This is a genomic window from Nocardiopsis sp. NPDC006139 (assembly GCF_040614155.1).
GTDB classification, from domain to species: Bacteria; Actinomycetota; Actinomycetes; order Streptosporangiales; family Streptosporangiaceae; genus Nocardiopsis; species Nocardiopsis changdeensis.
This window is the reverse complement of the sequence record NZ_JBEXTT010000026.1, coordinates 1-21,900: the sequence shown is the minus strand read 5'-3', so window position 1 is coordinate 21,900 and position 21,900 is coordinate 1. Positions and strand designations below refer to the sequence as shown.

Genomic DNA, 21,900 nt, shown 5'->3' with positions numbered 1-21,900 from the left:
CCTACCGGGGGGAGACCCCCCGAACCCCCCGAGGCACCCCCCTGCGGCCGGGGCCGCGCGGATCGGCGGGGTGGGTAGCGATCCCTTACATGGGGCCTTGCCCCGGGGTCGTGGTCGGCTGCTCGGGGGCTTCGCCGCCGGGGCGGTCATGTTCCCAGCCATCCCCGCTCGCCGATCACCGACGTGCGGATCGAGTCGGCCGTGGCGACGACGAGGAGCCCCTGGCCCTCTTCGTTCGGAACCGTCATGACGACGTATCCGGCCGGGTCGACCGTGACCGTCGTGATCCCTGCCCCCGACCGGACCTCGAGGCCCGCCCGGGCCTCGCCGGTGGTGAGATCGGCGACCTGGTAGGTGTAACCGCCGCCGTCGTACGCCTCGGACACGGCGAATCCGAACTCGGAGCCCGCCGCGTACCCGGTGGCGGGGTCGAGGACGACGTTCGCGCTCCAGGCGTCCTCCGGCGCCCAGGAGGCCCGCAGCATGTCGGTCTTCGGGACGATGCCGGTCAGCGGGTCGGGTTCGGGCTCGGGTCCGGGCAGCCGGGCCTCGTGGTTCGTCGTGTCGTCCATGGTCTCGGAATACAGGAACGGATCGGGTTCGGTGGCGGCGAGGTCCTCCTCCCAGCGGCGGGCCACGTCCGGGGGCACGGGGCCGGCCGTATCGGAGCCGAGCGGTATGCCCAGGACGGTGCCGTCCCCGTCCTTCAGGACGACCAGTCGCATCCCCGGGTCGTAGCCGTAGGAGGTGAGCGAGGCGACGCGGTCCTCGCCCAGGCCGCGGATCCGGTCGTCACGGGCGACGATGTCGCCGGTGGCGGCGTCGAGGATCACGAGCCCGTCGTCGGTGCGGACGTAGGCGTGGTCCCCGCCGACCGCGAGGGCCTGGGCCCCGACCGAGGGATGGTCGTTGGACAGCATCGTGTCCCACAGGCGCTCCCCGGTGTCGAGGTCGAACGCGGTGGCCTGCACGCTGTACCCGATCGACCGGATCCGGAAGAGGTCGAGGCTGGGGAACGTGTCGGTCTCGTACGCCACGACGGCGACCCGGCGCCCGTCGGCGGTCTGACCGGTGGCGATCGCGTTCGACGGACGTGTCAAGGCCGGACCGTGCGTCTTCTCGACGGTCGTGGCGACCACGGTGACGAACAGCAGCGGGGCCAGGACCCACACGGCGGCGACCGGCCACCGGCGGCGCCCCTTCCCGGCGCCCGCCGTGCCGGCGGATGACGGCACGGTCGTCGCCCGTTCACGATCGCTCATCGCCGAACCTCCACGTTCCGAGGAAGGGGAACCCCGTCCGGGAGGGGCGGGTCCTCGCGGGGTTCCGGCCGCAACGCACCGGATCATCATGGGCGACGGCCGCGCGGGCCCGACGGCCGGGGTGGCGGAAGACGCGGCCGGAGGCGGTCCGCACGGCCGTCCCGCCGCGGAGAGCCCCGGCGGCTAGGCTGCCGGTATGCGGATGCTGCACCTGGGGCTGCGGGTCACCGACCCGGAGCGCTCGCTCGCCTTCTACACCGCGCTCGGGTACCTGGAGGTCGGCCGGGTGCCCGAGACGGAGTTCGGCGCCCTGACCATGCTCCGGCTGCCCGACGACCCGTTCGTCAGCCTCGAACTCGTGCACGACCCCGCCCGGCCGGTCCGGGGCACCGGCTCCGTGAACCACCTCGTCGTGCAGGTGGAGGACCTGGACGCCGTCATCGCCCGCCTCGCCGCGAAGGGCGTGGCGGCCGAGCCGCCGACCGACCCGGGGCGGGGGATGCGGACCGCCTGGCTCACCGACCCCGACGGCCACCGGATCGAGCTGGTGCAGTGGCCGCCCGGCCATCCCGCCGGGATGACGGAGGCCGACTTCGCCTGAGCCGGGCGGCCCGGGGAGGGTGTCCCCGGGCCGCCCCGGGGTCAGTCGGTGACGGTCCAGGTGCCGCGGCGGTGGTTGCGGGCGCTGCCGTCGGGGTCGTAGCCCCCCTCGACGTTGCCCGCGATGTCCACCGCGAACCAGTGGACGGTGGTCGTCTCCTCCAGGGTCAGGGTCTCCAGCCCGCCGCGCACGCCCGTCAGGTTCAGCCGGGGGGAGTCGTAGTCCGGGCGGCCGCCGTCGAGCGTGTAGTAGATCTCCGCGGGTTCGTTGGTGCTGAAGGCGACCTCCACGGGCCCGGTGTGCGCGCCCGCGCGGGGGGAGGCGCTGGAGCGCGGCTTGTACCGGTCCCGCTGGTACTCGAGCGCCACCCCGAGCATGGCGTACAGGCCGTTGGCGTACTCCATGCCCTGGGCGTGGGCCTCGTCCCACGGCGGCTGGAAGCCCGCCTGGCCCAGCTCGAAGTTCCAGGCGAAGATCCCGTTCTCGTACCAGAGGTGGTCGCCGGAGTTGCCCGCCGCGGAGTACAGCACGTCGATGATCGGGCCGGTGCGGGCCGGGGTCACCACGGTGCCGCGGTGCTCCTTGATCGCGCCCAGGATGTCCGCCGACGACTCCCAGAAGTACGCCTCCTGCATCGCGGTCGGCCGGGGCGTGGGAACGCGCCCCTCGGCGATGTAGGCGCCCGGGGACCACATGAAGTAGTCGCCGGAGGAGTGGATGTTCATGGAGAAGTCGATGTTGTCGTGGGTGTCGACCAGCCACACCAGGTTCCGGTTCTCCGGCTGCGACAGCGGCCCCAGCTCCCGTGGCCCGGCGAAGCTGCCGCCGGTGCAGCTGAAGGAGGCCCCGGAGTAGCCGTCCCACAGGGTGTAGGCGCCGTAGTTGCGGTTGTTGTCCACACCCCACTGCGCGCCCTGCTCCACGGCCCACTGGTCGCGGGCCCCGTCGGTGGGGCAGTAGTTGGTCATGTTCTTGCGGTGCAGCGGCACGTCGTAGAAGGAGTAGTTCGCGCCGTCGGGGTTGAACGAGGGCATCAGGAAGATGTCCAGCTCGTCCACCAGCTCGGTGGTCGTGTCGTGGATGCCGTAGTTGCGCACCAGCCGCTCAGCGGTCTCGATGGTCACCAGCGGGGTCTGCCACTCGCGGGCGTGCTCCTGGGCGTAGCCCAGCACACCGGTCTTGGAGCCGTCCCGGGTGGCGCCGATGCGCAGCGCGTAGACCGGTGCCGGTTCGCGGGGGACGGCGTCCTCGGGAGCACTGAGGAAGTCGTCGGCCCGCACGCGTTCGGCCCGCACGGTCCCGGCACCGGCGTCGCCCCGGTAGGTGAAGGCCCGGACCAGGTCGCCGGCCCCGGCGTTGATCGCCGCCACCGCCTCCGCCGCGGTCGTGGTGACCGCGCCGCCGCCGTCGGTGGCCAGGGAGACGGTGATCTCGTCGCCGTCCACGGCGACCGACAGCGCCGAGTCGGGGGCGGCGGGGTCGACCAGGTCCACGACGAGGTCGTTGCCGCCCTCGTGCCCGTAGGCGAGCGATTCCACGATGACGCCGCGGTCGGCGTTCCGGCCGTCGGCGCCCACCCCGAGGATCGCCTGCGCGTGGCGCCGGTAGCCGTTGGTGCGGTGGGGCAGCTCGATGACCTCGGCGATGTCCGGGTACTCCTCGGCGATCTGGTGGATCCGGTCGTAGAGTTCGCCCGGGGTCATGTAGGCGTTGAGGAAGTCGGTGTAGGGCAGCGGGTCGCCGGGCCCGCGGGGGTCGGGCAGCCATTCGGTGACCTCCGCGACGGCGGTGCCGCCGTGGGGGCCGGTCACCCGGATGCGGTCCGGCCGCTCCTGCACCTGGGCCTGGCCGCGGTGGTACATGTACACCCCGACGTCGACGAACCGGCCCAGCGTCTGGGTGCCGCCGTCGCCGAACTCGGTGCCCGGCCCGGCGTCGCGTTCCACGGTCAGCCGGAAGTCCTCGGCCTGCCCGAAGTCGGAGCGCACCTCCACGGACAGGAAGGCGCCGTTGCGGCCCTCGAAGTAGTCCGCCCGCAGGACCTCCAGCCGGTCGGTGGAGGACAGCGCGCGCGGGGTGTCGGCGGGCCCGTTCTCGGCCTGCAGCCGCTCGATGGTCTCCTCCCGCTCATCGATGCGGTCCTGCGCGTCGGACTCGGTGTAGAGGACTTCGCCGAAGGTGAACCCGGCCTCCTCGTAGACCTCCGCGTCGAAGGGCCCGATCACGGTCTGGGCGACGAACCCGCCCCCGTCCGCCGGGTCCAGCCGGGCGATGTCGCCGCCCAGCTCCACGAGCCGGTCGAGGTCGTCGCGGCCGTCCAGGAGGACCTCCACCACCGACGGCCCGTCCAGTTCCGGAACCGCCGTACCGGGTGCGGCCGACGCGGGCACCGCCGTCGGCAGCAGCAGCGCGGCGGCCGCCCCTGCGGCGAGCCCGGCGCGACCCGCGCGCCTCGGCCCGCTCCATGTCCTGTGTCCCATGGTGTCCTTCTCGCTCGGCGCGGAGCGGGCGGATGGCCCGGTGCCCGCGGCAAGTGGCGCCACCGCCGGTCGGGCGGGGCGGACGGGCGAGACGGGATCGGCCGCGGGACCACGGGGACGGCACTCACACCGGAGGGGGTCGACGTGTTCGCAATCGGGGGAGGGGGATGGGGACATGGGGGAGGCGTCCGGATGGACGGCGCGGCCACCGTCGTGCACCCGAATCGGCTGTCGCTCAGAGGCTTCCGTGACTCCGGGGGGACGTCAAGGACGGTAAGGCGAAAAATCCGCGGACGGCCTCGGATCCGGCGCGGGATCCCCGCGGGCCGAACGTCCTCGCGTACACCCCGGACCCTCCTCGCGAGCGGGCCGTTCCCGGCGCCCGTACCGCCTGCCCGTTCCAACGGGAGGGGCCCGGCGGAGATCCCGCCGGGCCCCTCTCACACCCGGGTCAGCGCTTGAGGCCGTGCTCGATGGCCTCGATGATCCGCGGCCGCAGCTCCGCCGCGCCGATGATCGCGTCCACCGAGCCCACCTCGACCGCGCGCTGGATGCTGTGCACCCGGTCGAACTCCGCGGCCACCTCGCCGAGCTTCTCGGCCCGCACCGAGGCGCGGACCTCGGCCAGGCTGGTGTTGAGCTCGGCGCGCTCGGCACCGCTGGTCTCGGCCACGCGGTTCTGCAGCTCCACCACGCGCGGGTCGCGCGCGGTGCGGTTGTCGACCTCGCCGGAGAACACCACGGCCGCCGCGGGGGCGCCGCCGAGCACCGAGGCGAACGAGCCCTCCAGGGCCAGCACCGTCATGTTCGGGTTCAGGGCCTTGGAGAACACCACGAACGCGCCGCCGTGGTAGCGGGAGATCACGCAGAACACGATCGGGCCGTCGAAGTTGACGATCGCCCGGCCGATCTCCGCGCCGTACTCCAGCTGCAGGGCCCGCATCGACTCCGGCGAGCCGTCGAACCCGGACAGGTTCGCCAGCACCACCAGCGGCCGGTTCCCCGACGCCGCGTTGATCGCCCGGGCGACCTTCTTGGACGACTTGGGGAACAGCGTGCCCGCGGTGTAGGTGTCCGGGCCGTCGGCCGGCGGGAAGCCGCGCCGCGGCACCGCCCGCGACTCGATGCCGACCAGGCAGACCGGCTGCCCGCCCAGGTGCGCGTCCTGCACCACCGCGGTGTCGGCGTCGGCCATGCCCGCCCAGCGCTCCAGCACCGGGTGGTCCAGGTCCGACAGGGCGCGCATCACCGTGCGGATGTCGAAGGGCTTCTTGCGGTCCGGGTTGTGCTCCGCGGAGAAGATCTCCCCGACCGTGGTGAAGTCGCTGCCCTCGACCCGGTGCGGGTAGACGGACACGTCGCGGTCGACGGGGTCCTCGGTCCGCGCCCGCCGCGGCCGGTCCTCGCCCGGGGCGACGTAGGTGTGCTCGTAGTGCGCCATCAGCACGTCGCGGGCGGCCGGCAGGTCCGGCGCCCAGTACTGCGCCTGGCCGTTGGGGCCCATGACCCGGTCGTGGCCGCCGATGCCGAAGTTGTCCTCGGCGGACACGCCGCCGGAGAAGTCCAGCGACTGCTTGCCGGTGAGCACCATCGCCGAGTCCGGCGTCATCACCAGGATGCCCCGGGTGTGCATGAGCATCGTCGCCTCGGCGTTCCAGTACGGCTGGGCGCCGACGTTGATGCCCGCGACCACGATGTTGATCTCACCGCCGGCCTGGGTGAACTCGACGATGCGCCGGAGCGCGGCCGCCACCCAGTCCATGTTCTCGGTGCCCGAGGACATGGAGATCCGGGCGCCCGCGGACAGGGCGAACCACTCCAGCGGCACCCCCATCCGCTCGGCCAGGTCCAGCGCGGCGATCACCCGCGAGCACTCGGGCTCGGACAGGGCGCCCAGCGCCTTGGTCGGGTCGCCGAACAGCACCACCCGGGTGACGCCCTGCGGGTGCAGCGGGGTGGGGGTGGTGACGACACCGGCCACGATCGCCGCGGTGTTGCCGCCCTTGGGGCGGTCCACCGGGACCAGGTTCCCCTCGGCGTCGAGGTCGTGCTCGACGAAGGTGCCCTCGGGGCCGGTGAGCATGCCGGTCAGCTCGTAGGGGTAGACGGTGCCGCGGCGGGCCGCGCGCAGCACCTTCTGGCGGTAGTCGTCCAGGACCGGCACCGGCTCGGTGGAGGGCCGGTCGATGTGCACCTGCGGACCCCGCGCGGGGTCGAGGGTGATCCGCACCGCGACCTCGGCCAGCTCGCCCGCGGCGTTGCGCTGGCGGGCCACGAACTGGACCTCCTCCAGCCCGGCGCCCTCGGTGGTGGGCAGGATGCGCTGCACCAGGGTGTCGAGCTCCTCCAGGTCGAGCTCGGCCGACGGCCAGACGTACATGAGGATGCGGTTGGTGTCGAACCGCTTGTGCTGGGGCCGCCGAGCCTGGACGTTGCGGATGGCCTCCAGGCAGCCGCTGAGGGTGTCCTCCACCGCGGGCAGTGCGATGAGCCTGCCGTCGGAGTCGCGCAGCGGGGTGAGGTCGCGGACCTGGCTCATCGCGATGAGCCGCTCATCGGCCGGGTTGCTGCGGGCCACGGCCTGGAACAGGTAGATCTCCTCGTCGGCCGAGGGCAGCCGGGTGAGGTCGAACTCCTGGAGCCGCTGCAGCTGGAGCCGCCGGGCCAGCTGGGGGTGCAGGCCGCGGATCAACCGGTCCTCGGCCAGGCCGCCGTCGGTCGGGCGGAACGTGAAGTGGTGGTGCATCACGGTGCCGCCCGCACCGGCCACGGTGGTGGTGATGCGGCGCACGCCCGCCGGGAGCTCCCGGGCGGCCAGCAGCTCGCCCAGGCGCACGGCCATCGCGTCCACGTCCGGCTGGTCCTCCCAGCCGATGTACAGGTCGGCGACCAGGCCCCGCTCGGGCGCCCCGGCCGCGGCCTCGGCGACGGCCTCCAGCGCGGAGGGCAGGGCGGAGATGTCCACCGCGGTGGTGAACAGGCGGGTGGTGCCCCGCGGGTCGGCGTGGTCGGCGGTGACCGTGCGGCAGCCCGCGGTCTCGCCGACCGAGACCGCGGACAGGCCGCGGTTGCCGTAGTAGCGGCGGGTCAGCACCTCCAGCAGCGGCGCGTGGTCGCGGCCCGGCCGCCCGATCCGCTGCCCGATGAGCCGGACCAGCGGCTCGGACCCGGCGACCATGGCCTGGATGCGCTCGGCGCGGTCCGGGGCGTCGGGGTCGCGGTCCAGGTGGCGCAGGTCGTCGCGGACCGCCGCGTACACCTTGGCGCGGTTGCGGCGCAGCAGCGGCTGGGTGAACCAGCGGAACACGACGCCGCGGGCCAGGTCGGACACGGCCGGGAAGCGGACCTGGGTGGCGGCCACCAGGTGCTCCAGCGTGAGCCCGAACCTCTCGGTGAGGGCCTGGGCGGGCACGTTCCCGGCCAGCCAGGCGCGCAGCAGGCCGGACACGGTCTCGACGTGCGCGGCCATCCGCTGCTGGGTGAGGAAGATCCGGAAGACCGCGTCCTCCAGCTCGGGGGTGCGGTCCAGGCCGGTGACGCCGTAGCGGGCCAGGACGGCGGTGAGGGTGGCCTCGAAGGCCGGGGTGACCGCGGAACGCTCCACGTCCAGGCTCTGCAGGTAGCCGTGGAACAGCTCGCGGGGGCTGTGCACCTGGGCGTCGCGCTCGGCGTCGGACGCCCCGGCGGGCCGGTTGCGGCTCAGCTCGGACAGGTCGGCGAACAGCGCGACCAGCTCCAGCTCGCCCTCGGAGGGACGGTCGCCCAGCTCGGCGCGGGCGGCCAGGTAGCCGGCCAGCGCCCGGTCGGCCTCGGCGCGGTCGAAGTCGTAGCCCAGCAGCGCGGCGCGCAGGTCCCGCAGCCCGCGCTCGGCGCGTTCGGCGGCGGTGGGGGCGACGGCCTCGGCGGGCAGGTCGATCTCGACGGCGGAGCCGGAGCCCTGTACGGCGTCCTCGTCCCCGTCGGCCAGGGGCTCCAGGCGCATCAGCGCGGCGCCGGTCTCCACCTGGGCGCCCACGGACACCGGGCACTCGCGGACGCGGGCGCGGAACGGCGCGCGCAGCACCGTCTCCATCTTCATGCTCTCCAGCACCAGGATCGGGGCGCCCGCCTCGACCTCGTCGCCGACCGCCAGCGGGGTGGCGACCACCAGGGCGGGGGCGGGGGAGCGGACCACGCCGCCCTCGTCGAGGCTGATCCGGTGGGTGACGCCGTCGATCTCCACCAGGTGGACCGGGCCGTGCACGGCCGACACCATCCGGTACCGGTGGCCGTTGACCGTGATCCGGCCGCTGTACGCGTCGAAGCGCTCCACCGAGACGTCGGCGGGGTGGACCTCGCCGCCGCCGGAGACGCCGACGCGGAAGCGGTCCGGGCCGGTCCGGGCGACGTGCACCCGGTAGCCGACCCCGCGGAGCTTGAGGTCCAGGGGGCGGCCCGGGTCGTGCTGCACCTGCGGGCGGCCGCCGTGCGCCGTGGACAGCAGCCTGCGGCGGCTCACCTCCTCGGTGTCCAGGTAGGCCTCGATGGCGGCCGCCGCCAGGGCGACCGCGGAGTGCCGGTGGTCGACCAGGCGGCCCTGGGCGCGCACCCGGTCGATCCAGCCGGTGTCGGCGCTCGCGTCGATGACCTCGGGCTGGTCGAGGAGTTCGAGCACGAAGCCCTTGTTGGTGGCGCCGCCCTCGATGACGACGGTGGTCTCGGCCATCGCGCGGCGCAGCCGGGCCAGCGCCTGCTCGCGGTCGCTGCCGTAGGCGATGACCTTGGCGATCATCGAGTCGAAGTCGGCGGGGATCTCGTCGCCCTCCCGCACGCCGGTGTCCACGCGGATGCCGGGGCCGACGGGGAAGCGCAGGTGGGTGATGCGGCCGGGGGAGGGGGCGAAGTCGCGGTCGGGGTCCTCGGCGTTGAGGCGGGCCTCGACGGCGTGGCCCTCCTCGCGGGGCGGGGCGCCCTCGAGGCGGCCGCCGGAGGCCACGTGCAGCTGCAGCCGGACCAGGTCGGTGTCGGTGGTGACCTCGGTGATGGGGTGCTCGACCTGGAGGCGGGTGTTGACCTCCAGGAACGCGAACAGCTTCTCCCCGGGGTGGTACAGGAACTCCACCGTGCAGGCGCCGCGGTAGCCGACGGCGACGGCGAGCCGCTCGGCCGAGGCCTTGAGGTCGGCGATCTGGTCGGGGGCCAGGACGGGGGAGGCGGACTCCTCGATGATCTTCTGGTTGCGGCGCTGCACGGAGCAGTCGCGCACGCCCAGCGCCCAGGCGGTGCCCTGGCCGTCGGCGATGACCTGGACCTCGACGTGGCGGGCGCCGGTGACCAGGCGTTCCAGGAAGACGACACCGGAGCCGAACGCGCGCAGCGCCTCCTGGCCGGTGCGCTCGTAGGCCTCGGCCAGCTCCTCGCCGGAGGACACCTTGCGGATGCCGCGCCCGCCGCCGCCCGCGGTGGCCTTGAGCATCAGCGGGTAGCCGATCTCCTCGCCCGCGCGCAGCGCGTCCTCCAGGGTGGCGACCTCGCCGCGGCTCCACGGGGCGACCGGGACGCCGACCTCCTCGGCGATCAGCTTGGCGCCGATCTTGTCGCCCAGGCGGCGCATCGCGTCCGCGCTGGGGCCGATGAAGGTGACGCCGATCTTCTCGCACAGCTCGGCGAAGGCGGGGTCCTCGGCGACGAAGCCCCAGCCGACCCAGGCGGCGTCGGCGCCGGTCTCCACCAGCGCGCGTTCGAGGACGGCGTGGTCGAGGTAGGGGCGGGCCGCGGCCGGTCCCAGGGAGTAGGCGATGTCGGCCTCGCGCACGAAGGTGGCGTTGCGGTCGGCGTCGGTGTAGAGGGCGACCGTTTCGATCCGTGCCCCCGTTTCGGCGGAAAGCTCCCGGACGGCGTGGATGAGCCGCATCGCGGCCTCTCCACGGTTGACGATGGCGACACGACCGAACACCGGCCGACCTCCCCGATTGTTTGACGACAGAAGGCGACCTCCGGGGTGTGGAGGCCGCCTTTCCTAGCTTGTGCATCTACTCTGCTGGATCGCTCACGGGCATGCGATATTCCGAACCACTCACAGCTGAGGCCGAACCTTGTGGGAACTCCACAAAAGGAACTCCGGTCCCTCTGCTCCACGTGACCGATCCCACCCGGGGGCGTGTCCCGCGCATCGAAGCGGGCGCACGGGCGCCCCGGTGCGGGCGGCGCAGGCCCCCGACCGCCGGGCGCGCCGGCCTCAGGCCGGGACGCCCCCGCGTGCGGAGACCACCGCCCGGCCGCGTTCGGACTCGGGGAAGCGGGCGATCATCGCGCGCAGCTCCCCGGCGCCCACGTTCGCGCCGAAGGGCGGGGTGCCCGGCTCCAGGCGCACGCCCGCGGCCAGCGGGCCCGCCACCACCGGGTCGAACCCCAGCGCGTCCACGATGCCCGACACCAGCTCGACGTCGGCCGGGTCGTCCCCGGCGACCGCGATCGCCCGGCGGCCGGGCGTCCCCGCGGGCAGCGCTCCGTCCTCCAGGTCGTGGTAGCCCATGTGGTTGAACGCCTTGACCACCCGGGACCCCGTCAGGAAGCCCTGGACGATCTCGCTGGAGGAGGTGCGCGGGTCCAGCAGGTCCTCGCGGACCCCGTCCACCTCCCACCAGTAGTTCATCGCGTCGATGACCGGCTTGCCCGCCAGCGCTCCGGCCGGGATCGACCGGTACTTGCCCAGGGGCAGCGCCAGCACGGCCACGTCGGCCCGGCCGGCGGCCTCCTCCGCGGTCACCGCCTCGGCGCCCGGTGCCAGCACGGACACCGTCAGCGCGATTTCGGCGGGGTCGCCCGAACCGGCGATCAGCACCCGGTACCCGGCGGCCAGGGCGAGCCGGGCCAGCACCGTGCCGACCTTGCCCGCGCCCAGGACTCCCAGGACGGGGGCGCCCGTCCGCTCCGTCGTGCCCATGTTCTCCGCCTCTCAGCCTGCGAGGATGTCGCGGACCATCGGGATGACCCGGGTCCCGTACAGCTCGACCGCGCGCATGCGGTCCTTCGCCGGGGTGGACCCGGAGGAGTAGATCAGGTCGAACCGGCCCACGCCCAGGGCCCGGACGGCCGCGGCCACCTTGCGGGCCACGGTCTCGGGCGAGCCGACGTACATCGACCCGTGGGCGATCTCGGACTCGAACTCCTCCGGGCGCAGCGGCGGCCAGCCGCGCTGGGCGCCGATCCGGTCGCGGATGACCTTGTACCGCGGGTAGAAGATCTCCCTGGCCTGCTCGTCGGTGTCGGCGATGAACCCGGGCGAGTGCATCCCCACCGGGTGGGCGGGGGTGCCGAACTGCGCCGCGGCGCGCTCGTACAGCTCGGTGTAGGGCTTGAACCGGGTCGGGGACCCGCCGATGATGGCCAGCATCAGCGGCAGCCCGTGCCGCGCGGTGCGGATGACCGACTGCGGGGACCCGCCGACGCCGACCCAGGTGGGCAGCCTCCCGGACTCGGTCTTGGGGAACACGTCGGCGTTCTCCAGGGGCGCGCGGACGGTGCCGCTCCAGGTCACCGGCTTCTCGTCGAGCAGCTTGACGAAGAGGTCGAGCTTCTCCTCGAACAGCGCGTCGTAGTCGCGCAGGTCGTAGCCGAACAGCGGGAAGGACTCGGTGAACGAGCCGCGGCCCAGGATGACCTCGGCCCGCCCCTGGGACAGGGCGTCCACGGTGGCGAAGCGCTGGAAGACCCGCACCGGGTCGTCGGAGCTGAGCACGGTCACGCCGGAGCCGAGCCTGATCCGGGAGGTGCGCCCGGCGATCCCGGCCAGCACGGTCTCCGGTGTGGAGATGGCGTACTCGGGCCGGTGGTGCTCGCCCAGGGCGATCGCGTCGACGCCGATCTCGTCGGCCAGCACGGCCTCGTCGACGACCTGGCGGATGGCCGCCCCGTAGGAGAGCGGTTCCCCGTTGCCGTCCTCGGGGACGTCGCCGAAGGTGTCGAGTCCGAACAGCAGGTCAGACATGGTTCTCCTCCTCGGCGGGAGGCTTCGGCCCCCGGCCGCATCTTGATTGACGCGTCAATTATGCGATCATATGATTGACGTGTCAATAAGGAGGCCGTGGATGAGCGACGACACACCGGTGCGGCGGCGCAGGCGCCTGCCCACCCGCGAGGAGCTGCGCGACTGGCGCGTGTTCACCGAGACCTCGGACGCCCTGCGCGCCGAGCTGTCCGCGCGCCTGCAGAACGAGACGGGGCTCTCGCCGTCCGACTACCGGGTCCTGCTCGCCCTCTCCGAGGCCGAGGGCGGGCGGCTGCGCTCCTCGGAGCTGGCCGACGCCGTCGAGTGGGAGCGCAGCCGCCTGTCCCACCACCTCAAGCGCATGGAGCGGCGCGGGCTGATCCGCAGGGAGGACTGCGCGGTGGACAACCGGGGCGCCGAGATCGTCCTGGAGGAGGAGGGGGCGAGGGCCTTCCACGGTGCGACCGTCCCGCACCTGACCGCCGTCCGCGAGCTCTTCGTCGACGCCCTCACCCCGGAGCAGGTCGCCGCCGCCGGGGAGATCGCCCGCGCCCTGCGCGCCCACCTGGACGCGCGCCCCGCCTGACCCCTTCTGCGGCCGGGCGGGAGGGCGCGTGCGCCAGGGCCGCCGCCTCCCGCCGGGGGGCGGGGCACGGGAGGCGGCGGGAACGCGTCCGCTCCCCGGGGCCGTCGGCCCCGGGGAGCGGACGGCCCGGTTCAGCCCGCCGCCGCGACGGCCCCGCCGTAGAGTTTCCGCAGCGGGGCGGGGTCGGGTTCCACCACGTGGTCGGTGGTGCCGGTGTCCAGGAGCGCCTCCAGGTACTCCAGGCAGACGTGGTACCCGGTGGCGGTGCGCGCGGCCGCGTCGGGGTCGGGACCGAGCAGGGTGGTGAACGTCAGCAGCGTCCCCCCGTCGGCCTCCGCCGCCTCCCACCGCAGGACGTCGCCGTCCCAGGTCCACTCGAACACCGACGGCGGATCCCACACCCGGATCTCGCCGTGCAGGGGGGCGTCGTCCTCCTCCCCGGCCCCCGTCGGCCAGAAGGGCAGCTCGATCGCGGCCCCCGCGCGGCGCTCGCCGACGATGTCGCAGGGCAGCCAGTGGGCGAGGTGCCCGGACTCGGTGATCGCCTCCCAGACCTTCGGGCGGCCGTGCGCGAACCCGCGCCGGAAGCGCAGCTCCCAGCCGTCGTCCGTCCGGCGCACGGCGGCGGCCCGCTCGTCGGTGTCCATTGCTTCCTCCCCGGTGTCGCGTGTTCTCGGAACGCCTCGGTCCCTACCGCCCGAGCTGCTGGACCAGCCCGAGGAGGTGGCCCTCCGGGCTCTCGAAGTCGGACCAGGCCGGCGCGCCCCCGATCTCCTGACGCTCGCCGGTCCCGATGCCCGCGTCCGCGAGGCGGCTCCGCTCGGCGTCCAGGTCCCCGACCCCGAGCAGGACCTTGGCCCCGGCCCGTTCGGCGTCCTCGTCGCCCGTGGTCAGCAGCAGGCTCACCCCGTCGCGCAGGTCGAACTCGACGTCGGTGGGGGAGGGGTCGCCGGACGGGCCGTGCCCCAGGACACGGGTGTACCAGGCGGTGGCCGCCTGGAGGTCCCCGACCGGAAGGTCGACGATCACCAGGGCGGGCTTCAGGCCGTCGGCCATGGGTGCCTCGTTTCCGTTCGGTTCGTCGGGGGGCGGAGCCGGGCTCCGTGTCTTCAAACTAACATTCTTCGTACATCCATTCGAAGGATTCCCGGGGGGACGGAGTGTCGCCGGCCGGGCCGGGACCGGCACCGCGGCCCCGCCCGGGGCCGGTTCAGGCGGCGGCGTCGAGGCGGGCGCGCTGGTCCTCGGTGAGTTCCAGGTCGAGGGCGCCCAGGCTCTCCTCCAGCTGCTCCACGGAGGAGGCGCCCACCAGCGGGATGACGGGCAGCTCGTGGCCGATCTGCCAGGCCAGGACCACCTGGTTGGGGGTGGCGCCGGTCTCGGCCGCGACCTCCCCCAGGACCGCGAGCCGGGCCGCGGTGCCCGGGTGGTCGTAGTCGCGGGGCAGCGGCTTGTCGGCGCGGGTGTAGGCGCCGCTGAGCAGCGGGGTGTAGGCGACCAGGGTCAGGCCCGGCTCGGCCTCCAGGTAGGTGAGCAGGTCCGGGCCCGCGCCGCCGATGTTGCCGTACCGGCACAGCGGGTCGCCGATGTCGGTGCGCGGCCGCAGGTAGCTGTGCTGGTACTGGAGCACCTCGTAGCCGGGCAGGCCCGCGGCGGCGGCCAGGGCGCGGGCGCGCTCCACACGCCAGACGGAGTGGTTGCTCACCCCCAGCATCCCCACCGAGCCCTCCTTCACCAGCTCGGCGAAGCCCTCGACGGTCTCCTCCAGCGGCGTGCCCCGGTCCTCGATGTGTGCGTACAGCAGGTCGATCCGCTCCAGGCCCAGGCGCTCGCGGCTGGCCTCGGAGGATTCGCGGATGGTCCGGGCCGACAGCCCCTCGGCGTTGTCGGTGTAGCTCGTCCCCGGGGCGAGCGGGCGGGCGCCGAGCTTGGTGGCGATGAAGAGCTCGTCGCCGACGCCTCGGCTGCGCCGCCAGCGGCCGATCAGCTCCTCGCTCTGGCCGCCCTGGTCCCCGTTCTCCCAGAACGCGTAGTTGTTCGAGGTGTCCAGGAAGGTGCCGCCGGCCTCGGCGTAGCGGTCCAGGATGGCGAAGGACGTCTTCTCGTCGGTGCGCGTTCCCATGAGCATGGTGCCCAGGGCGAGGGCGCTCACCTCGCGCCGGGTGTCGGGGCCGGTGCCGATGGTGCGCTGACGCATGGGGGTTCCTCCCGTTCGCGGCCCGCTCTCCGCGGGCCCTGGAACAGGAGTCTGCGACCTGGAGCGCACTCCAGGTCAAGCCCCCGGGCCGATGTCACCCGGCGCGAGGAGGCGGCCGGTCCGAGCGCCTTCAGCGCTCGCGGCCGTGGGCGGCCACCGCCAGCGGGCAGAACACCGCCACCAGTCCCGCGGACCAGGCCAGGGAGGCGGCGATCGACGACCCGGCCGGGGTGCCGGTGAGCAGCGCCCGGCAGGCGTCCATCACCCGGGTCACCGGGTTGACCTCCGCCCAGGCCCGCAGCCAGTCCGGCAGGGTGTCCACCGGCGCGGCCAGGCTGGTGCCCAGCAGCAGCGGCAGGAACGCGACGAACGCGATCGCCAGCACGGTCCCCTCGCCGCGCACCAGCACGCCCAGGAACACCGTCACCCAGCTCAGCGCGAACCCGAACCCCATGGCCAGCGCGGCCGCCGCCAGCGCCGAGCCGGCGTCGGTGGTGACCCGGAACCCCAGGAGGGCCCCGATCGCGAACAGCAGCGCCACCGCCAGCGCGTACCGCACCACGTCCGCCAGCACCGACCCCCACAGCGGGGCGGAGCGCCCGATGGGCAGGCTGCGGAACCGGTCGTACACGCCCTTGCGGCGGTCGACGTTGATGCTCACCCCGCTGGCGAGCATCCCCGACAGGCCCGCGCCCATCACCAGCACCCCGGGGAAGAGGTACTGGAGGTAGGCACCGGTGGACCCGGACACCGAACCGCCGAAGAGGTACACGAACAGCACCATGAACAGCGACGGGGTGACGACCCCGTTGACGATCGCCCCCGGGTCGCGGACGGACCGGGCCAGGCCGCGCCGGGCCAGCAGCAGGCTGTGCCGGACCAGGGCGCCGGGCCGCGGGGGTGCCGCGGTGGGCGCGGCCGCCGGAGGGACGGCCGAAGGGGTGAGGGAAGGGGTGTTCATGCGGCGGGCTCCTCGTCCCGGTGGCGGGCGTCCCCGGTCAGGGCGAAGAACACCTCGTCCAGGCTCGGCAGGTGCAGGGAGAACTCGACCACGGGCACGTTCCGGGCGCGCAGCCCCTCGGCCACCCGCCAGGCGGTGTCGGCGTCCTCCACGGGCGCAGACAGGGCGGTCCGCCCGGTCCGCTCGGGGGCGCGGCCGGTGACGGAGGCCAGGACCGCGGCGGCCGCGTCCATGTGGTCCGGGCCGCCCGGGCGCACGGACACCGCCTGGCCACCCACCACGCGCTTGAGCTCGGCGGGCGTGCCCTGGGCGATCACCCGGCCGCGGTCGATGATGCGGATGTCATCGGCCAGCGCGTCGGCCTCCTCCAGGTACTGCGTGGTCAGCAGCACCGTCGCCCCCTCGGCGGTGACCTCGCGGACCATCCGCCACAGCTCCTCGCGCCGCCCCGGGTCGAGCCCGGTGGTGGGCTCGTCCAGGAACACCACCCGCGGCCGGCCCACCAGGCTCGCGGCCAGGTCCAGCCGCCGCCGCATCCCGCCGGAGTAGCCGGAGACGGGCCGGTCGGCGTCCCCGGCCAGGCCGAACCGGTCCAGCAGTTCGGCGGCGCGGGCCCGGGCCGCGCCCCGGCGCAGGTCGAGCAGGCGGCCGATGAGCTCCAGGTTGCCCCGCCCGGTGAGCTCCTCGTCCACGGTGGCGCTCTGCCCGGCCAGGCCGATGAGCCGCCGCACCCGGGCGGCCTCGCGCACCACGTCGAACCCGCCCACGCGGGCGCTCCCCGCGTCCGGGCGGGCGAGGGTGGCCAGGATGCGCACGGCGGTGGTCTTGCCCGCGCCGTTGGGACCGAGCACGGCCAGCACCGTGCCCGGGGCGGCGGACAGGTCCACGCCGTCCAGGGCGACGGTCTTCCCGAAGCGTTTGACCAGGCCCTCGGCCTGGAACGCGGGTTCCTCCACGGCTCCGCCTCCTTTCAGATGATGACAACATTCGGATGATGAGAGTATCTGAATGCTGCGGGCATCTCAACGTAGGATGGGTGGACGCCACCAGACACGGGGGAGGGGCATGGTCCGGCTCACGAGGGCGCAGCAGCAGGCCCGCAACCGCGCGCGGGTGCTGGCCGCCGCCGCGGAGGAGTTCGCCGAGAGGGGGTTCCACGACGCCAGGATCGACGGCATCGCCGCCCGGGCCGACCTCACCCGCGGGGCGGTGTACTCCAACTTCCCGGGCAAGCGCGCCCTGTACTTCTCGGTGCTGGCCGACGCCGCCGAACGCTCCGACCCCGCCCGCGACCCGTCCCGGCCCCCCGCGGACGCCCCCGGCCCCGCCGACCCGGCGGCCGCGCTGGGGGCCTTCGCCCGGGCCCGGCTCGCCCGCGTCCCGCTCACCGGGTCCGACGAGCCGCTGGGCACCGCGGCCGGGCTCACCCCGGAAGTGCTCTCCGACGCCCCGGTGCGCGGCCTCTTCGCGCAGCTGGTCAGGGTGGAGGCCGTCCTGCTCGCCCTGTCCCTGGAGGCCCTGGCCGGTGACGGCCGCCGCCGGGTCCGGCAGGCGCGGGCCGTCCTCACCGTGCTCCACGGCGCCGAGCGCACCGCCGCCGTCGCCCCGGGCACGGTGGACCCCTTCACCGTCATCCGGACCTGTGAGCACCTGGCGGGGCTGGACCTGGACGACCCCGAGCCGCCCCACCTGGCCCACATCGGCCCGGCCGAGCCCGCCGACGACCCCTGGGAGCCCCCCGAGGCGGTCGACCCGGCCACCGGCGAGCGGGTCGGGGTCGGCGCCGACGGCGTGGTGGCCGTCCTGGGGCCGGGCCGCCTGGAGGCCGTCGAGGACGCGCTGCGCGCCGCAGCCGACACCGACGCGGTCACCGCGGTCCTGGCCACCGACGACCCCGCCGAGCACGGGCCGCTGCTGCACGCCTTCCTGGCGGACCTGTACCGCCACCTGGCCGCGGCCTTCCCCGCCCGCGCCGTCCCCCGGGCGCGGCTGGTCCTGGACGCCGCCGGCGCCGTGGCGGCCGCGGTCGGGACGGCCGCGGCGGAGGACACCGAGGCCGCGGTGCGCGTCGGCGGCGGCCGGATCACCGCCCGCGCAGCCGGCCGCGGCGCGGCCCACGCCGTGGCCGCCGCCCGCACCCCGGCCGGGTCCTGACCGCCCGGGGCGGCGGCCCCGCCCGGGACCGCCGCCCCGGAGGCGCCGCTCACCCCCGCCCTGTGTCGCCGCCCAGGGCCCGCAGGACGCGGGCGCGTTCGGGGTCCACGCCGCGGGCGCGCAGGCGGGCGGCCTCGGCGGGGGCGAACCCCGCCACCGCCCACGCGGCGACCTCGCCGCGCGGGACGCCCGCGTCCCACCACGCGCGCAGCAGCTCCACCGCGTCGGCACCGAGGGAGCGGGCCTCGGCGGCCGTGAACCCCAGCTCGCGCAGGATCAGCGCCCGCGCCGGGTCGATCCCGGCCCGGGCCCAGGGCACCGCTTCCGGCCCGGCCCAGCCGGTGTCGGCGAAGGGGCGCGCGGCGGCCGGACCGATCCCGGCGGCCAGCAGCGCCCCCATCGCCTCGGCGCCCCCGTCCTCGGGGGAGGGGGCCGGGGAACCGCGCAGTAGCCGGCGCAGCAGCCGGCGCACCGCACTCCGCGGGTGCGGGCGCTCGCCCGCCAGGTGCCGCTCGGCCGCCTCCGCGTGCGAGTACCCCAGCTCGTGCCAGCGCACCGCCTCCCGCGGTGCCATCCCGGCCCGCAGCAGGGGCCGCACCGTGTACGGGGTCAGCCCGGCCGTACGCCAGGACAGGGCGGGGCCGGGCCGGTACACCCCCGCGGTCCGCCACCGGTCGGCGTCGGCCAGCGCGAACCCGGCGCCGATCCACCGCCGGGCCTCGCCCACCTCGTAGCCGCGCGCGGTCCACTCGTGCAGGTCCTCCGGCCGTTCCGGGCCGTCGGGGTCGGACAACGTCTCCACGGGATGTCCCCTCTCTTCTAGTCCACGTCCCCGGGCAGCGGCACCACGTGCGCCCACGCGGGCGGTTCCGGAGCCGCGTCCCCGCCGACCAGGCCGACGACCACCGGCATCCGGGGCGGCGCGTCCGGCCACGGCGTGTCCCCGTCCGTGAGCACCAGCACCAGGTCCGGGCGCAGGCCCGCGGCCGCGGCGATCCCCTCGCGCAGATCGGTGCCGCCCCCGCCGACCAGCCGCACCTCCTCCACCCGGCGCACCGTCTGCACCGGGTGGGCGTGCCGGTCGCAGCAGATCACCCGCAGCCGCCGGCGGCCGCAGGCGCGCTCCAGCACCCCGGCGACCTCCGACACAAGCAGCCGCAGCACCGCGTCGCCGACGCTGCCCGAGGTGTCCACCACGACCGCCACGTCGGGGGCGGGCGCGGCCGTCGCGGGCAGCAGCACCCGGCCGTGCGGCCCCGGCGGCCCCTGCCTGCGCGCGGGCCTGCGGTAGGTGAAGTCCACCCGCCCCACGCCGTGGTACACCCCGCGCCGCAGGACCGCCCCCAGCCGGGCCCGCCAGTCCACCGCGGGCCGCATCCGCTCCCGCGCCCAGCGCTCCCAGCCGCCCGGGACGTCCGAACGCGCGGCGGCCCGCGCGACGATGTCGCGGGCCAGCGCCGCTTCCAGCACCGCGCGTTCCACATCGGACAGGGCGCCGCCGCCGGGGAGCTCGTAGGACCTCGCCAGTCCGTCCGCCGAACGGCCGCAGTCCACCAGCGCGGCCACCGGCCGTCCGCCGCGCGCCTGTGCCTCGTCCAGCACCTCGATCTCCGACAGGTACTCCTCGGCCAGCCGCCCCGGGGGCAGGCCCAGGGCCCGGGGCGAGACCACGCCGGCGGGGGCCTCCAGCCCGGCCGCCTCCAGGTCGTCGTTGACCTCGGCGTCGGCGGCCCGGTTCCACCGCCGGGCCGCCGGATCGCCGGGACCCGCGGCCCCCTCCGGGGCGCGGTCGGCGTGGCGGCGCACCAGGTGACCCACACCGTGCAGCAGCCACCACCCGAACTCCCGCACCGGCACGGCCAGCGCGGTCCCGGGGTCGATGTGGACCCGCCAGCCCGTGTCGGTCGGAAAGGCGCGGAAGTCGGGGTCGGGGACGGGCTCCCCTGTCTCCTCGTCCCGGCGCGGCTCCAGCACGACCGGGGTGAGCGAGAACAGGGCGTGGGCCAGGTAGGGCGCCTGGGCGGCCGCCCACAGGCGGGCCGCGGCGAACCGGTCGGCGGTCCGCGCCGCGTGGTCGTTCACGCCGCCTCCCCGGGCATGAGCCCGGCCGCGCGCAGCACCGGGGCCAGTTCCAGCAGCGCCGCGGGCGGGACCGCCCCCGCCGGCCTGCGGGCCGCCAGGTCGCGCGCGGCCGCGGCCGCCACGTCCGGCACGTCCCGGGAGACGCGGGCGACCACCTCCCAGGCCCGCTCCCAGGCGGGGGCGCCGCCGTCGGCCGCCACGTGGGCGACCAGGGCGCCCAGCAGGGCGTGCAGCCGGTCGGCCCGGTCCGGCAGCGGCAGGCCGGGGTCGGCCAGGAGGCTCTCGGGCGAGGGCAGGTCCAGGGTGCGCAGCCACGACAGCACCTCGAACCCGGCGGCCTCGCCCACCGCGCCCGTCACCAGGGCGGCCACCGCCGCCTCCACCTCCGGTGCCCCGGGGTTGGCCCGTCCGGCGGCCAGCGCCAGCGCGGCCGCCTCCCAGCTGCGCGGGCTGGGCCATCCCCGGCCCGCGGCGGCCGGGTCGCCGGGAACGGCGAGCACCAGCTCGGGGCGCACCCGCAGGAACGCCCCCACCGCCGAGCGGGCCGCCGCGGCCTGCTCCGCGCTCGGCGCCACCGCGTCCCCGGCGCCGGAGGCGGGGAACCCGTGCGCGAACCCCGCGGCGATCTCGGCGGCGGACACCTCCCGGTCCAGGTGGACCAGGCGGTTGGCCAGCGGGGCCGACAGCTCCCAGCCGTCGGCGGCCAGACCGGGCGGGTTGGCCGCGGCCACGATCCGCACCCCGGCGGGCAGCACGAGGTCGCCGACGGTGCGCTCCAGCAGGACGCGCAGCATCGCGGCCTGCACGGCGGGCGGCGCGGTGGTCAGCTCGTCCAGGAAGAGCAGGCCCTCCCCGGCCGCGGCCAGCCGCTCGGCCCAGCGGGGCGGGGCGAACCGGGTGCCGCCCTCGTGCACCACGGGCAGGCCGGAGAAGTCCCCCGGCTCGCGGACGGAGCCGACGACCACCTCCACGGGCAGGTCCAGCTCGCGCCCCAGGGCGAGCACGGACGCGGTCTTGCCGGTGCCGGGGGCGCCCCACAGCAGGACCGGCAGGTTCGCGCGCACGGCCAGGGCGAGCGCGGTGCGGGTGCGGGCGGTGTCCTTCACGGGGTCCTCCGGGGCCGGGTGCGGATGCGTGGCGGGGGCCGCGGACGGCCCCGACATGAGTCAACTTAGGTTGACTCCCCGGACAAGTCAACCCCGGTTGACTTCCGTCGGGCGGCCGCGCCCCCGCTCACGGCCCCGGCGGCTGGATTGCGCGGTCTCCGAACCGGGGTAGCGTGGAGGGCGGAGGCGTCCCCCGCGACGGGGCCTGCGCCCCAGCCCGTGAGGAGACGTTCAGTGACACGCACCGGTGCCGACGGGCCCCTGCTCAAGTGCTCGTTCTGCGGCAAGGACCAGAGTGAGGTCCGCAGGCTCATCGCGGGCCCCGGCCATATCTGCATCTGCGATGAGTGCGTCGGCCTGTGCAACGAGATCATGGAGGAGGAGGACGCCGTCCTCCCCGCCGAGGACTCCTGGGATGCGTTGCCCAAGCCGCGGGAGATCTACGAGTTCCTGGATTCGTATGTGATCGGGCAGGAGCAGGCGAAGAAGGCGTTGTCGGTGG

17 protein-coding genes are annotated in these 21,900 nt (G+C 75.2%); 4 read left to right on the top strand and 13 right to left on the bottom strand.

Annotation, left to right across the window (positions count from 1 at the left end; genetic code table 11):
- Positions 1-146: 146 nt before the first annotated feature.
- Positions 147-1,262, bottom strand: a complete 1,116-nt coding sequence (locus ABZ249_RS27335) for a PA2928 family protein (RefSeq protein WP_355268568.1) — start codon at positions 1,260-1,262, stop codon at positions 147-149.
- Between the two features lie 196 nt (positions 1,263-1,458).
- Here ABZ249_RS27335 and ABZ249_RS27330 point away from each other — a divergent pair, with 196 nt between their 5' ends.
- Positions 1,459-1,863 (top strand): VOC family protein, encoded by a 405-nt coding sequence (locus tag ABZ249_RS27330; protein ID WP_355268565.1) that lies wholly within the window; start codon positions 1,459-1,461, stop codon positions 1,861-1,863.
- Positions 1,864-1,904: 41 nt separating this feature from the next.
- Here ABZ249_RS27330 and ABZ249_RS27325 read toward each other — a convergent pair whose 3' ends face one another.
- The 4 genes from ABZ249_RS27325 to ABZ249_RS27310 all read right to left on the bottom strand — a co-directional run bounded on the left by ABZ249_RS27325 (position 1,905) and on the right by ABZ249_RS27310 (position 12,312).
- Positions 1,905-4,343: a M14 family metallopeptidase gene (locus ABZ249_RS27325; protein ID WP_355268562.1), complete on the bottom strand. Its 2,439-nt coding sequence runs from the start codon at positions 4,341-4,343 to the stop codon at positions 1,905-1,907.
- 451 nt (positions 4,344-4,794) lie between these two features.
- The gene (locus ABZ249_RS27320) at positions 4,795-10,278 is read right to left on the bottom strand and encodes a carboxyl transferase domain-containing protein (protein WP_355268559.1); all 5,484 of its coding nucleotides are present in this window, start codon (positions 10,276-10,278) and stop codon (positions 4,795-4,797) included.
- Positions 10,279-10,560: 282 nt separating this feature from the next.
- Positions 10,561-11,268 carry an NAD(P)-binding domain-containing protein gene (locus ABZ249_RS27315; protein ID WP_355268556.1) on the bottom strand — a complete coding sequence of 236 codons (708 nt, stop codon included), beginning with the start codon at positions 11,266-11,268 and terminating at the stop codon, positions 10,561-10,563.
- A gap of 12 nt (positions 11,269-11,280) precedes the next feature.
- Entirely contained in the window at positions 11,281-12,312 is a 1,032-nt protein-coding gene (locus ABZ249_RS27310) for an LLM class flavin-dependent oxidoreductase (protein WP_220560112.1), read from the bottom strand.
- A gap of 100 nt (positions 12,313-12,412) precedes the next feature.
- On the opposite strand from ABZ249_RS27310, the gene ABZ249_RS27305 reads away from it, so the two are divergent.
- Positions 12,413-12,898: a MarR family transcriptional regulator gene (locus ABZ249_RS27305; protein ID WP_355268552.1), complete on the top strand. Its 486-nt coding sequence runs from the start codon at positions 12,413-12,415 to the stop codon at positions 12,896-12,898.
- Positions 12,899-13,029: 131 nt separating this feature from the next.
- Here the strand turns inward: ABZ249_RS27305 and ABZ249_RS27300 are convergent, their stop codons facing one another.
- The 5 genes from ABZ249_RS27300 to ABZ249_RS27280 all read right to left on the bottom strand — a co-directional run bounded on the left by ABZ249_RS27300 (position 13,030) and on the right by ABZ249_RS27280 (position 17,012).
- Entirely contained in the window at positions 13,030-13,545 is a 516-nt protein-coding gene (locus tag ABZ249_RS27300) for an SRPBCC domain-containing protein (protein WP_355268549.1), read from the bottom strand.
- Positions 13,546-13,588: 43 nt separating this feature from the next.
- Positions 13,589-13,954 (bottom strand): VOC family protein, encoded by a 366-nt coding sequence (locus ABZ249_RS27295; RefSeq protein ID WP_355268546.1) that lies wholly within the window; start codon positions 13,952-13,954, stop codon positions 13,589-13,591.
- Between the two features lie 154 nt (positions 13,955-14,108).
- Positions 14,109-15,095, bottom strand: coding sequence for an aldo/keto reductase (locus ABZ249_RS27290; protein ID WP_355268543.1), 987 nt, complete (start codon positions 15,093-15,095; stop codon positions 14,109-14,111).
- Between the two features lie 130 nt (positions 15,096-15,225).
- Positions 15,226-16,056: an ABC transporter permease gene (locus ABZ249_RS27285; protein ID WP_355268540.1), complete on the bottom strand. Its 831-nt coding sequence runs from the start codon at positions 16,054-16,056 to the stop codon at positions 15,226-15,228.
- Entirely contained in the window at positions 16,053-17,012 is a 960-nt protein-coding gene (locus tag ABZ249_RS27280; protein ID WP_355268537.1) for an ATP-binding cassette domain-containing protein, read from the bottom strand. Before ABZ249_RS27280 ends, ABZ249_RS27285 begins: the two co-directional genes overlap by 4 nt.
- Positions 17,013-17,121: 109 nt before the next feature.
- Between ABZ249_RS27280 and ABZ249_RS27275 the strand changes: the two genes are divergently transcribed.
- Positions 17,122-18,210 carry a TetR/AcrR family transcriptional regulator gene (locus ABZ249_RS27275; RefSeq protein ID WP_355268534.1) on the top strand — a complete coding sequence of 363 codons (1,089 nt, stop codon included), beginning with the start codon at positions 17,122-17,124 and terminating at the stop codon, positions 18,208-18,210.
- Between the two features lie 49 nt (positions 18,211-18,259).
- On the opposite strand, the gene ABZ249_RS27270 is transcribed toward ABZ249_RS27275, so the two are convergent.
- The 3 genes from ABZ249_RS27270 to ABZ249_RS27260 are packed head-to-tail and all read right to left on the bottom strand — an operon-like array spanning position 18,260 to position 21,398.
- A complete protein-coding gene (locus tag ABZ249_RS27270) occupies positions 18,260-19,012 on the bottom strand; it encodes a hypothetical protein (protein WP_355268531.1) in 753 nt (250 codons plus the stop codon).
- 17 nt (positions 19,013-19,029) lie between these two features.
- Positions 19,030-20,292 carry a VWA-like domain-containing protein gene (locus ABZ249_RS27265; protein WP_355268528.1) on the bottom strand — a complete coding sequence of 421 codons (1,263 nt, stop codon included), beginning with the start codon at positions 20,290-20,292 and terminating at the stop codon, positions 19,030-19,032.
- Positions 20,289-21,398, bottom strand: coding sequence for an ATP-binding protein (locus tag ABZ249_RS27260; protein WP_355268525.1), 1,110 nt, complete (start codon positions 21,396-21,398; stop codon positions 20,289-20,291). The genes ABZ249_RS27265 and ABZ249_RS27260 overlap by 4 nt, the downstream gene beginning before the upstream one ends.
- Before the next feature lie 234 nt (positions 21,399-21,632).
- Here ABZ249_RS27260 and ABZ249_RS27255 point away from each other — a divergent pair.
- The coding region (locus ABZ249_RS27255) for a ClpX C4-type zinc finger protein (protein ID WP_355268522.1) at positions 21,633-21,900 on the top strand (268 nt) is incomplete at its 3' end.